14 protein-coding genes are annotated in these 10,782 nt (G+C 70.5%); 4 read left to right on the top strand and 10 right to left on the bottom strand.

What is annotated here, in order from left to right; all coding sequences use genetic code 11:
- The 3 genes from EFK10_RS05730 to EFK10_RS47040 all read right to left on the bottom strand — a co-directional run.
- Positions 1–966 (bottom strand): serine/threonine-protein kinase (locus tag EFK10_RS05730; RefSeq protein WP_164835841.1); only part of this gene is annotated, 966 nt, incomplete at its 3' end.
- A 46-nt stretch (positions 967–1,012) separates the two neighbouring features.
- Positions 1,013–1,891, bottom strand: coding sequence for an oxygenase MpaB family protein (locus tag EFK10_RS05735; protein ID WP_127354673.1), 879 nt, complete (start codon positions 1,889–1,891; stop codon positions 1,013–1,015).
- A 47-nt stretch (positions 1,892–1,938) separates the two neighbouring features.
- Positions 1,939–2,127, bottom strand: a complete 189-nt coding sequence (locus tag EFK10_RS47040) for a hypothetical protein (protein ID WP_164835840.1) — start codon at positions 2,125–2,127, stop codon at positions 1,939–1,941.
- On the opposite strand from EFK10_RS47040, the gene EFK10_RS05740 reads away from it, so the two are divergent.
- On the top strand, positions 2,114–2,476 hold the full coding sequence (locus tag EFK10_RS05740; RefSeq protein ID WP_240677016.1) for an acyl-CoA dehydrogenase family protein: 363 nt from the start codon (positions 2,114–2,116) through the stop codon (positions 2,474–2,476). The genes EFK10_RS47040 and EFK10_RS05740 overlap by 14 nt on opposite strands.
- A 78-nt stretch (positions 2,477–2,554) precedes the next feature.
- The gene (locus EFK10_RS05745) at positions 2,555–3,016 is read left to right on the top strand and encodes a PAS domain-containing protein (protein ID WP_127354675.1); all 462 of its coding nucleotides are present in this window, start codon (positions 2,555–2,557) and stop codon (positions 3,014–3,016) included.
- 234 nt (positions 3,017–3,250) lie between these two features.
- Here EFK10_RS05745 and EFK10_RS05750 read toward each other — a convergent pair whose 3' ends face one another.
- The 5 genes from EFK10_RS05750 to EFK10_RS05770 all read right to left on the bottom strand — a co-directional run bounded on the left by EFK10_RS05750 (position 3,251) and on the right by EFK10_RS05770 (position 7,975).
- The gene (locus EFK10_RS05750) at positions 3,251–4,783 is read right to left on the bottom strand and encodes an MFS transporter (protein WP_164835842.1); all 1,533 of its coding nucleotides are present in this window, start codon (positions 4,781–4,783) and stop codon (positions 3,251–3,253) included.
- 159 nt (positions 4,784–4,942) lie between these two features.
- A complete protein-coding gene (locus EFK10_RS05755; RefSeq protein WP_127354677.1) occupies positions 4,943–5,374 on the bottom strand; it encodes a GlcG/HbpS family heme-binding protein in 432 nt (143 codons plus the stop codon).
- Between the two features lie 55 nt (positions 5,375–5,429).
- Positions 5,430–6,014: an NADPH-dependent FMN reductase gene (locus EFK10_RS05760; RefSeq protein ID WP_127354678.1), complete on the bottom strand. Its 585-nt coding sequence runs from the start codon at positions 6,012–6,014 to the stop codon at positions 5,430–5,432.
- A 17-nt stretch (positions 6,015–6,031) separates the two neighbouring features.
- Positions 6,032–6,982: a fumarylacetoacetate hydrolase family protein gene (locus tag EFK10_RS52560; RefSeq protein ID WP_127354679.1), complete on the bottom strand. Its 951-nt coding sequence runs from the start codon at positions 6,980–6,982 to the stop codon at positions 6,032–6,034.
- 144 nt (positions 6,983–7,126) lie between these two features.
- Positions 7,127–7,975, bottom strand: a complete 849-nt coding sequence (locus EFK10_RS05770) for a hypothetical protein (protein ID WP_127354680.1) — start codon at positions 7,973–7,975, stop codon at positions 7,127–7,129.
- A 246-nt stretch (positions 7,976–8,221) separates the two neighbouring features.
- Between EFK10_RS05770 and EFK10_RS51890 the strand changes: the two genes are divergently transcribed.
- Both EFK10_RS51890 and EFK10_RS05775 read left to right on the top strand, forming a co-directional pair.
- Positions 8,222–8,356 (top strand): hypothetical protein, encoded by a 135-nt coding sequence (locus tag EFK10_RS51890; RefSeq protein ID WP_265737474.1) that lies wholly within the window; start codon positions 8,222–8,224, stop codon positions 8,354–8,356.
- A 92-nt stretch (positions 8,357–8,448) separates the two neighbouring features.
- Positions 8,449–9,288 carry a FadR/GntR family transcriptional regulator gene (locus EFK10_RS05775; RefSeq protein ID WP_127354681.1) on the top strand — a complete coding sequence of 280 codons (840 nt, stop codon included), beginning with the start codon at positions 8,449–8,451 and terminating at the stop codon, positions 9,286–9,288.
- Between the two features lie 366 nt (positions 9,289–9,654).
- Here EFK10_RS05775 and EFK10_RS05785 read toward each other — a convergent pair whose 3' ends face one another.
- The gene (locus EFK10_RS05785; protein WP_127354682.1) at positions 9,655–10,338 is read right to left on the bottom strand and encodes a response regulator; all 684 of its coding nucleotides are present in this window, start codon (positions 10,336–10,338) and stop codon (positions 9,655–9,657) included.
- Positions 10,335–10,782 (bottom strand): sensor histidine kinase (locus EFK10_RS05790; RefSeq protein ID WP_164835843.1); only part of this gene is annotated, 448 nt, incomplete at its 5' end. The genes EFK10_RS05785 and EFK10_RS05790, both read right to left, overlap by 4 nt.

Here is a 10,782-nt window from a genome sequence, read left to right on the forward strand (position 1 = left end):
GGCGGCGCGCGGGGCGGTGGTGCGCCGGCCGCCGGCGCGGAGGGCGGAGTCCCGGGCCCAGAACGGCAGACCGGCGTCGGGGGCAGGGGCGGGGACGGACGTGGGGAAGGGCGCGGCCCGCATCGCCTTGAGGCGGCCGGCGACGTCGGCCGCGTTCTGCGGGCGGTCGTCGGGGGCCTTGGCGAGCAGGTCGAGAATGAGCCGGTTCAGCTCGTCGGGCAGTCCGGCGCGGTGGGTGCTCGGCGGTTCCGGCACGGTGTCGCGGTGCCCGACGAGCACGGCCCAGGCGTCGCCGAGGTCGAACGGCGGGGCGCCGGTGGTGATCTCGTACAGAACGCAGCCCAGCGAGTACAGATCGCTGCGGTGGTCGATCTCCTCGTCCGCGCCGATCTGCTCGGGCGACATGTAGTGCGGCGTGCCCATGGCGACGCCGGTACCAGTGAGCCGCGAGGTGAAGCCGATGTCGTGGCCGAGCCGGGCGATGCCGAAGTCGCAGATCTTCACCGAGCCGTCGGAGAGCCGCATGATGTTGGCCGGCTTGAGGTCGCGGTGCACGATGCCCTGCGCGTGCGTGTAGGCGAGGGCCGCGGCGACCTGCTCGGCGATGTCCATCACGTCGGGCACCGGCAGCGGGTTGCCCTGGGTGTCCTGGAGCACCTGCAGCAGATTGCGGCCGTCGAGCAGCTCCATGACGAGGTAGAGGACCCCGTCGTGCTCGCCGAAGTCGTGGACGACGGTCACTCCCCGGTGCTGCAGCGCCGCCGCGACCCTCGCCTCACGCCGGAACCGCTCCTGCAGCACCCGCGCGAAGCCGGCGTCCGCCGAAGTGCTCACCGGCTTCAGGCACTTGACCGCGACCTTCCGGCCGAGCGACTCGTCGACCGCCCGCCACACCTCTCCCATCCCGCCCCGGCCGATCAGCTCCTGCAGCCTGTACCGGCCCTGGATCAACGCCCCAGCCGCCATCGTGCGTCCGCCGCCCCCGTCGTTCCGCCCCGCTTCTTCCCCGCTCTCAGTATGGACGCGCGAGCCACGTTTTCTCCTGTTTGCGCAACCTGTACGCCGACGGATGCGTGCCCGGGCCGAGCCTGCCCACCGCCTTCACGATGTGCCCCGGCGGCAACTGCCAGCGCAGGAAGGCCGGTACGGCCCGCAGGCCCCGGCCCGTCGCCCGCAACCGCCGCGTGACGGCCGGCACGGACGGCACCGGCCTGCCGTACAGCTCGTGCGCGAACGGCGGCAGCGCGGCGTACGCGAGCGCGGTCGCGCCGCGCCACACGGTGGCCCGGGCCGGCAGCGCAGCGCGCGGGACCGGCGGCGCCTGGAGGAAGGCGAAGACCTCGAAGGCCTCGTTCGTGGCGGCCAGTTCGGGGCGGACCTTCTCGGAGTACGCGGCGAGCTCGGCGGTGTCGCCCGGTACGCCCGCCGGGTCCAGGCCCATCAGCCGGGCGGCGGTGCGCTGCTCGCCTACGTACACGTCCGCCTGGGCGTCGGTGAGCGGGAAGCCGGAGCGGCGGGCCACGTCGAGGTACGAGTCGATCTCGGCGCAGTGCACCCACAGCAGCAACTCCGGCGCATCCACCGGGAACCGCTCCCCGGTCCCCGGGTCGGTGGTTGTCAGCCTGCGGTGTATCGCCCGGACCTTGGCCGCGGCGCGCTCCGCCTCCAGCGTGGTGCCGTAGGTGATGGTGCCCACGAAGTCCGCGGTGCGCAGGAGACGCCCCCAGGCGTCCTTGCGGAAGTCGCTGTTCTGGAAGACGCCCCGCACAGCGCGGGGGTGCAGCGCCTGCAGATACAGCGCCCGGACGCCGGCGATCCACATCATCGGGTCGCTGTGCAGCTGCCAGGTCACCGAATCCGGCCCGAAGAGCCCGGGGTCCTCGTCGCGCATCGCCTACCTCCCGCTGTCGTGGGTGGCCAGGGCCTGTCAGACCCTGGCTAGTCGTTGATCCGCTTGGCTCGCTGCTCGGCGCCGCGGTCGAACGAGGCAACCATTTGAGCCTCGCCGAAACCGGTGTCGAGCAGCGGAGTGCTGTCATCAGGCCGTTTCCGCAGACTGTCCATGATCAGGTGCAGATACCGGCGCCAAAGCTCCGGGTGGCCTGAGAACGCCGTGGCCGTCACCATCGACTGCACCAAGGAACGGCAGGCCTTCGGCCGCCCCCTGTTCAGCCTGCAGAACACCCGCTTCGAGCTCGCCGAATGTGCCACCATCGCCCGCGTCAACGGCGTGTTCCTCGACGACTGCATCGAGCGGCACCTGCGCGGCCAACTCGACGCCACCACCGCCTCGAGGGCCAGGTACTGGATCACCGACCGCACCGGCGAGGTCGTCGATCGCTGCCAGCAGCTCTTCGGCGGCTACGGCTACTGCCTGGAGTACCCGATCGCCGGCATGTACGCGGACAACCTGGTCCTGCGCTTTCTGGCCAGGGCCAACGAGGTCATGAAGGAACTCGTCGCCCGGTCCCTGTGACGATGACTGTCGACTGTATACACTCGCCTCCAGGATCTGTACGGAGACGGCGCGGGATCGTCCCACCTCGGAGGCGACATGGAAGAGCTGGCGACCGATGTAGTACTGGCAATGGTGGACCAGGCACCCGACGGTATAGTGATCATCGATCGCGAAGGCCTGATCCGCTACTGGAATCGCGGAGCGGAGCGGATCTTCGGTTACTCGGCGGCTGAGGTCGCCGGCCGCAATCTGGATGTGATCATCCCCCAGAAGCACAGGCAGCGTCACTGGGACGGCTTCGTGGCGGCCATGGCCGCCGGGTCCTCCAGGTACGGGGACGACGACCTCCTGGCCGTTCCCGCGCTGACCGCGGACGGCGGGACCGTGTCGATCGAGTTCAGCGTGGTGCTGCTGACCGGTCCTGACGGCAGCGCGGGCCACGTCGGGGCAGTCATCCGCGACGTCACCGCACGACGGGCCCAGGAGAAGGAGATACGCCGGCGACTCCTGGAAGCCACACCGGCCACACCGGCCACACCGAGCCGCGCAGCGCCCTGACATCGCGAACAGCCGTTGGAAAGGTGGCGTCGTGGGATCGGGGAACCGTTGACGTCTCGAAAGCGGACCCTGTCGGGAACTGCTCGGCGATCAACGCCGCTGAGACTGCGCTGTATCCGGAGAAGACCGTCACGCCGAGCATGCATGGCCCAGAACGGCGTGCTCACCGAGCCCGCCGTGATGCCCGCCACGTGAAGGGGCGCCGACCGGTCGCGGTCGGCACCCCTTCGCGCCTCACCTGGCCGGCTCCACCTCCTCCACTGCCACGATGGACGCGGGAGTGTCGCGCACGCCGCGAGTGAAGCCTGGCAGCGCGATGAGGAAGGCGGCCGCGGCCAGTGCGGCCGCGCCGGCGAGGCCGATCTGCGCCGCGGCGGCGAAATCGCCGTGCGAGGCGCCGAGTTCGCCGAAGTACAGGGAGCTGGACAGGGCGACCCCCAGCGAAGTGCCGATCTTCATGCCGGTCTGGTAGACGCCGGCCGCACTGCTGCCTTCCCTGCGAGGTACGCGGTGCAGGGCGAGCGTCTGGTTGGCGGCGATGACGCAGCCGGCGCCGCAGCCGGCCACCAGCAGCGGCACGGCCAGGACCAGTCCCATGTTGGCGCCGGAGGACGTGCCTGCCACCAAGGCCGTGGCGGCGAGCCCCAGGGCGGTGGCGGCGGTGCCGCCGATCACCAGCCGATGGCCGACGCGATGCACGATACGGCCGCTGATGATCCCGCAGACCGCCGAACCGATGGTGAAGACCACGGTGCACAAGGATGCCTGCAGCGCCGTGTAGTGCAGGCCGCTTTGGAGGAACAGGGACAGGACGATGAAGATGCCCGTGAACCCGCCGTAGATTGCCGCGACGACCAGCGAGCCGACCCAGTAGTCGCGCGCACGGAACAGGCTCAGGTCGACCAGCGGCTGCCGGCCGCGGCTCGGGAGACCGCGCTCCCGCAGGACGAAGACGACCAGCAGCGCGACGCCGGCCAAGAGCAGCCACCACTGGCGGTGCGCCCAGTCACCGCTCTGCAGCAGAGGCAGCATGACCGCCGTGACAGCGAGTCCGAGCACGAGGGTGCCGACCAGGTCGAGGCTGCTGCGCCGCTCGCTACGCCGCCCCTGGGGCAGTATGCGCACGCCGAGGAAGAGGGCGAGCACGTCCAGCGGTATGAACAGGTAGAAGATCCACCGCCAGCCGTCGGCGGTGCCGAAGGACTGGAGGATGATGCCGCCGAGCAGCGGGCCGATGGCCGTGGACAGGGCTACCGTGGCGCCGTAGTAGCCGAACGCCCGGCCTCGTTCGCGCGGCGGGTACATCTGGTGCATCAGTCCGACGACCTGGGGGGCGACCAGGCCGGCCGAGATCCCCCTGGCGAGCCGGGCCGCGACCAGCCATCTGGCGTCCGGTGCGAACCCGCACAGCACGCCCGTGACGATGAACAGAACCATCCCTGTGAGGAAGACCTTCCTGCGGCCGAACTCGTCCCCAATCCGGCCGCTCGGGATCAGCACCAGGCCGAAGGTCAGCGTGTATCCGGCGATCGACCAGGTCGCGTCGGCGGACGTCAGGTGCAGCTGGTGGCCCATCGAGGGCAGCGCCACGGTCACGATGCTCACGTCGAGCAGGGTCAGGAACGCGGCGGCGATGCAGACGGCCAGGGCCTGCGCGCGTCGCCTGGTGGTCAGTTGGAGCGTGTCGGGTGTTCCCGGTTCCCCGGGCGTCGGTGGTGCTTGCGAGGGTTCAGGTGTGTTGGTGAGGCTGTCTGGCGTCTTTGCCATGGTGCACCTCTGTTTCCCATCGGCCATCTGTGCGGAGTGGATGCCGTGGGGGCGCGGGTGCGCCCCGCCGGGGAACGCGGCTCGTACGGTTGAGCTACATCCGCTTCCGGTGGTGGCCGGGACCGTCCTGAGCGCCGGTCCCGGCCACAGGGGCTGCGGTCAGCCCACGTCGGCGATCAGGCCGGCCTTCTCCACTCCGAAGACGGCGACGGCTTCGTCGTTCTCGGGGCGTTCACCGCTGACGCCCACCGAGCCGAGCAGTTCGCCGTCCTGGTCCCGGACGAGCACGCCGCCCCGGGAGGAGGCGATGCGTCCCTCGGAGATCGCGGCCAGGGCTGCGAAGAAGGCGGGGTCGCGGGTGGCGTGCCGCGCCCCGGAGGCACCGCCCGAGCCGGTGCCGAGGCAGCCCCATGCCTTGGCGTGGGCGATCTGGGGGCGGAGGATGCCCGCGCCGTCCTCTCGCTTGACGACCTGCGGATGGCCACCCGGGTCGAGCACGGTGATCGTCAGGGGTCGCAGTCCCAGTTCGCGCGCGTGGCTCAGCGCGGCGTCCACGATCTCGGACGCCTGGGCCAGGGTCAGTCCACTCATTTTGTCGCTCCTCTGTTTTCTCGGTGGTGGGGTGGTTGCGTAACCGGGTTCCCGCTCACCCGGCCGGGGTGGCGAGCCGGACCGCGGAGAGTGCGGTGGTCAGCCGGAGCAGTTCATCGATCACGCCCGTCGCGTTCTCGTCGAGCCCGGGGGCGGGTTCGAACCTCCCGTCGGGGGTGATCGCGTGCCGGATGAACGGGATGTTGACGGAGTGCGCGAGCGGCACCATGCCGAGCGCGGACACCACGGGCACCAGGGCTTGTATGGCTCTGGCGCCCGCGGCGACCCCGCCGTAGCCGACGAAGGAGACCGGCTTGCCGGCCCACTCCTTGGCCAGGTAGTCCAGGGCGTTCTTGGTGGCCGCACCGTAGCTGTGGTTGTACTCGGGGACCACGAACATGTACGCATCGCCGGAGCGCACGGTCTCGCTCCAGCGCCGGGTGTGCTCGTGAACGTACTCGCCGCGCTGTGGAGGACGCGGCTCGTCCAGGAACGGCAGGCCGACCTCGGCGAGGTCGACGAGCTGGACGTCGAAGCCCGCGTGTTTCACCGCCAGGTCGTGGATCCAGGTGGCGACGGCGAGGCCGCGCCGGCCGGGGCGGGTGCTGCCGACAACGATCTGCAGGTGCGGTTGGGACATGGCTGACCTCCGGTTGCTCAGTCGTCGAGGACGACTTTGTTCTCGACGACTCCGAGCCCCTCGATCTCGCCGCGGACCACGTCGCCCGGCTGCACAAGGGGGTGGCCCAGCGGCGTTCCGGTCGACAGCACGTCGCCGGGCGCGAGGGTGAGGGCTTCGGTGAGCCAGGCCAGTTGGTCGGGAATGGAGTGGAACATCTCGGCGGTGCTGCCGTCCTGCCGCAGCTCGCCGTTGACCCAGGAGCGGATGCGCAACCGGTGCGGGTCCGGGATCTCGTCGGCGGTGACGAACCAGGGGCCGGTGATCCCGTAGGTGTCGAACCCCTTACCGCGGTCCATGCGGTTGTTGTCCAGCTCGGAGACGTCCCGCGAGCCGATGTCGCAGAAGCCGACGTAGCCGGCCACCGCCTGCATGGCGGTCTCGGGCGTGAGGAAGCGCGAGCGGGGGCCGATGACGACGCCCAGTTCCATCTCCGGGTCGACCTTCTTACTGATGGCCGGATACCGGAGCTCGTCGTGCGGACCCGCCAATGCGCTGATGGCCTTCAGACAGCCCTGGGGACCTCGTTTGGTCCGCGCCGGCGCGGTACCGGCCGGTTCGGCTCCGGGCCGCTCGCGGGGGTAGTTGGCCAGCATGCACCAAATGGTTTGCGGCCGCCCGATCGGCGGGCCGAGCCGTCCGGGCTCGTCGGACCAGAGGCAGTCATCGTGCAGTTCGCCGGTGTCGGCGTGTTCCACAGCCCAGTCGAAGACCCGGCGGACGGCGGTGAGCTCCGGGTCCGCCTGCAGGAGTGCGGGCAGGTCACCGGGGACGGCGAGCCGGGCCCGGGCCAGGGCGTCGTCCCGGTGGACGCCGCCGGTCTCCAGCCGGCGCACGAAGGCGGCCTGAATGTCGATGAGGTGGTGCGGAACGACTTCGGGGAAGCAGAGCCGGTCGCCGAAGGGGGTCCGCCGAGAGGCGATTTTCACGGGGGGTTGGGTGCTTTCCGTGAGGGTGCGTGCGGGTGAATCGGCCGACGGGAGCTCGGGAGGGCGCGCCGTCCCGAGCCGCCGCCTGCCGGAGGGCCGGCTGGCTGCGAGCCGGGGCGAGTCCACGCCGGTCCGCAGCCGCGCTCAGGCGGTGTCGTCGTCCTTGGGGTTCTCGAACCTGATCCCGCCATCGGCCGTGATGATGTCGAACTGCTCGGAGGGCACGGCCGGCAGCTCGATCGGGGGCAGGCCGACGGTGTACAGGACCAGCTCGTCGGTCGCGACGAAGCGCGCCTTCTCCCCGGGGTCGGCCTCCACCGCGCCGAGCTTGCCGATCTCGGTGTCATCGACCGTGCCGGCGCCCGAAAGGACCACGGTCAGCCGGCGCGCGTCCTCGCTGGTGGAGATCCATTCGGCACCGGCTTCGATCTTGATGAACTCGATCCAGAACTGCCGCTCGGTGTACGTGCCGATGTGCTTGCGCTCCACTCCCGGCCACCCGGGCACCGGCAGATAGCTGAAGTGCGTCGGGTTGCTGATGACCACGCCGTTGTAGCGCGGCCGCGGGAACTTGACCTCCCGGCGCGCGCGCCGCTCGGCCTGTGCCTCCTTGTTGTCGGGGCCGCGGCCACGGCCGGCTCCCATGCCGAGCCCGGAGGCGCCGGCGAACTGCAGCACGAGCTGCAGCTGCTTGGGGTCGCCGATCGGGTCGTCCTGCGGCCCGTAAGTCTGGCCCTCGGGGAAGTAGCCGACCTCGCCCTCGCGCAGGATGCCCTGCTCGCCCAGGTTCATGTCGCCCACCAGCGGCAGACGGATCTGCTCGAAGGTGTGGCAGTGCCGGGGCATCAGGAAGTCGGCCTCCTGGCGGCCCAGGATGTAGCGGTAGTTCTCGAGCGGCTTGCTCCGGTCGCCCATGAGCAGGTAGTTGAACGACACCGTTCCCCTGGGGTGGTCCATGCGGAACGCGTTCTCGTCGTACGGGGCGATCTTCATCGCTGTCCTCCGCTGTCCGGTGCTTGCCCCTGCGCGGCCGACGCATCCGGGTCGGTCTTCGCGCGGCGGGGCGTGATGACTGTCGCGATCGGCCGGGGTCGGCGCTCCCGCGAACCTGCCGCGGAACGCCCTTCCGGATGACATCCGGTCGTCGCTGTATCCACCAAACCTTCTTGGTAGGTTTGTGTCAAGGTAGGTAGCGAGCTTCTAACGAACTTCAGGTACCGAATCCCAAGGAGTACGACCATGACCGAGGTGGACCTGAAGGGGACCGTCACCCTGGTGACCGGCGCATCCAGCGCCGTCGAGTACGTCGTGACGCGCCCCGCCCATGCGGCCGTGAGCGAGCTGCTCATCCGGCCCGGCGAGTCGGAGCGTTGAACAGAGTTTGAATCAGCCTTGAATCAACCTACTAGGTAGGTTAGCGTCCTCTCGGATGGGTCATCTAGACCCAGGAGCCCATTGGGAGTGACATGTCCGTGCCTCACACCCCCGCGAAGCTCTACCGCGGCCGGGTCGCCGACCAGATCGTCGAGGACCTGCGCGACCAGATCCTCAGCGGCGTGCTCCCGGACGGCTCCCGGCTGCCGTCCGAGCGGGAACTGGCCGCGTACTACGACGTCAGCGGCCCCACCATCCGCGAGGCGATCCGCGTCCTGACCGCAATGGGCCTGATCAACACCAGAAACGGCAGCAGAGCAACGGTCACCGCACAGGGAGACACCCTGCTCGCCTTGTCCATCGCCTCCGTCGTCCAGGTCGAGAAGGTCGGCGCCCGGGATGTGCTGGGGCTGCTGGGAGCACTCAACGCGTACGCCGCCGAACTCGCCGCCGAGCACGCCTCCGACGAGGAGATCGCCCGCCTGCGGGACGCGGCCGAGCGGACCGCCGCCAACGAGAACACCGAGAGCGTGGAGCAGTCCGCGGCAGCGCTCCGGGACTTCTTCGTCACTCTCTCCGAGATCTCCCACAACCCGCTGCTCGCCGCGCTGTGCCGGTTCATCGCCGAGCTCCAGATCGGGCTGGCCGTCAAGCTGTCCGGCGGCGAGACCGGGAGCTGGGGGCAGGTCGCGGGCGCCCTCCAGCCGGACCGGGTGCGGATCGTGGACACGATCGCCACCCGCGATCCGGCCGCCGCCGCCTCCGTGGTCCGCGGCTACCATCGGCGCGTCGTCGAGCGGATCATGTCCATCCGCAAGGGCGAGGAGCCCACTGCCTCCGAGGCCGGGATGACGGAGGCGCTGACCGCGTGGCTGCGGGCGAACTCCGGGCTGGGAGGTCAGGTCGCGAGCCGCCGGAGCACCCTGTCATGACGCGTGGTCCTTGTGGGCCAGCAGGACCGCCGCCACCTCGCCCAAGAACCCTTCCTCGCGGGGCGGTTGGAAGGCCTGACCGGCGCTACCCGGTCCGGGTGGAGTCTCCGGTGCGCGCCCAGGACGTGCCCGGCGCGATCGGGCGGGCCGTGCACGCCGCCCGCGAGGAACGCGGTCCGTCGCTGGTGCTCGTACCCATGAACGACTGGTCCGAGCCGGCCGAGGACCTGCCCGTCCCCGCGCCCCCGGTACTGCGCCGGGCCGCGTCGCCGAGGTCGCCGGACTTCTGGCCGAAGCGACGCTCGGTATTCCCAGGCTCAGAGCCCGGGTTCGAGTCCCGTAACTCACTGCCACGGCTCACTGCGTTCAGGGCTCGAAGCGGTAGCCGATGCCGGGTTCGGTGATCAGATGGCGCGGGTGTGTCGGGTCCGGTTCGAACTTGCGGCGCAGGCCGGAGAAGTAGACGCGCAGGTAGTTGGTCCGCTGTTCGTGACCGGGCCCCCATGCGGCCCGTAGCAGCTGGCGCCCGGTCACCAGGCGGCCGGGGTTGCGCAGCAGGGGGGCGAGGAGCCGCCATTCGGTGGGGGTGAGGCGCAGTGCCTCGCCTTTGCCCGAGGCGCGGACGGCGGTGTAGGCGGCGAGGTTGACCCGCCAGTCCGCGAGGTTTACGGTTCCCGGCTCGTCGATGGCAGGGGGGCGGCGCAGTACGGCTCGGAGCCGGGCGAGGAACTCCTCCATCAAGAAGGGCTTGGTGAGGTAGTCGTCGGCTCCGGCGTCGAGGGCCGCGACCTTGTCGGCGAGGTCCGTGTGGCCGGAGACCACGATGATCGGCAGGGAGGTCCAGGCCCTCAGGCCTTGGATGACGTCGATGCCGGGCACCTCGGGCAGGCCGAGGTCGAGGACGACGACGTCAGGCGGGTTGCGGGAGGCCAGTTGCAGCGCGGTGGCGCCGTCCGGGGCGGTGGCCACGTCGTAGTGACGGGCCTTGAGGTTGATCTGCAGGGCCCGCGTCATCTGCGGCTCGTCGTCAACGATCAGGACTCGGCTCATGCCGGTGCCTCCTCGGTGATCACCATCTGCCCGGCAGCTGTGGCGGCGGGCAGTGAGAGGACCATGGTCAGGCCGCCGCCGGGGGTGTCCTCGGGGGTGAGGGTGCCGCCCATGGCCTCGGTCAGGCCGCGGGCGAGGGCGAGTCCGAGGCCGAGGCCGGTGGTGTTGTCGGTGTCGCCCAGGCGTTGGAAGGGCTCGAAGACCCGGTCCCGGTCCTCCGGCCGCAGCCCGGGCCCCTGGTCGACGACGCGCAGTTCGACGCGGGGGCCGAGGGCGCTGGCACTGATCAGGACCTTCTTGCCGTACGGGGTGTGCCGTACGGCGTTGGCCACCAGGTTGGCGACGGCCCGTTCCAGCAGGGGCGGGTCCGCGAGGACGGCGGTGGTCTCCTCCAGCCCCTGGGCGACGACGGGCACCGGGGTTTCGGGCAGCGTGTCCAGGGCC

This window comes from Streptomyces soli (assembly GCF_003999195.1).
GTDB lineage: Bacteria > Actinomycetota > Actinomycetes > Streptomycetales > Streptomycetaceae > Actinacidiphila > Actinacidiphila soli.

Bases quoted from the DNA above. Each gene is read 5' to 3' on its own strand.
- EFK10_RS05735 (WP_127354673.1), bottom strand. From the start codon at position 1,891: ATGCGCGACGAGGACCCCGGGCTCTTCGGGCCGGATTCGGTGACCTGG.
- EFK10_RS47040 (WP_164835840.1), bottom strand. From the start codon at position 2,127: ATGGTGACGGCCACGGCGTTCTCAGGCCACCCGGAGCTTTGGCGCCGG.
- EFK10_RS05745 (WP_127354675.1), top strand. From the start codon at position 2,555: ATGGAAGAGCTGGCGACCGATGTAGTACTGGCAATGGTGGACCAGGCA.
- EFK10_RS05750 (WP_164835842.1), bottom strand. From the start codon at position 4,783: ATGGCAAAGACGCCAGACAGCCTCACCAACACACCTGAACCCTCGCAA.
- EFK10_RS05755 (WP_127354677.1), bottom strand. From the start codon at position 5,374: ATGAGTGGACTGACCCTGGCCCAGGCGTCCGAGATCGTGGACGCCGCG.
- EFK10_RS05760 (WP_127354678.1), bottom strand. From the start codon at position 6,014: ATGTCCCAACCGCACCTGCAGATCGTTGTCGGCAGCACCCGCCCCGGC.
- EFK10_RS05770 (WP_127354680.1), bottom strand. From the start codon at position 7,975: ATGAAGATCGCCCCGTACGACGAGAACGCGTTCCGCATGGACCACCCC.
- EFK10_RS51890 (WP_265737474.1), top strand. From the start codon at position 8,222: ATGACCGAGGTGGACCTGAAGGGGACCGTCACCCTGGTGACCGGCGCA.
- EFK10_RS05775 (WP_127354681.1), top strand. From the start codon at position 8,449: ATGTCCGTGCCTCACACCCCCGCGAAGCTCTACCGCGGCCGGGTCGCC.
- EFK10_RS05785 (WP_127354682.1), bottom strand. From the start codon at position 10,338: ATGAGCCGAGTCCTGATCGTTGACGACGAGCCGCAGATGACGCGGGCC.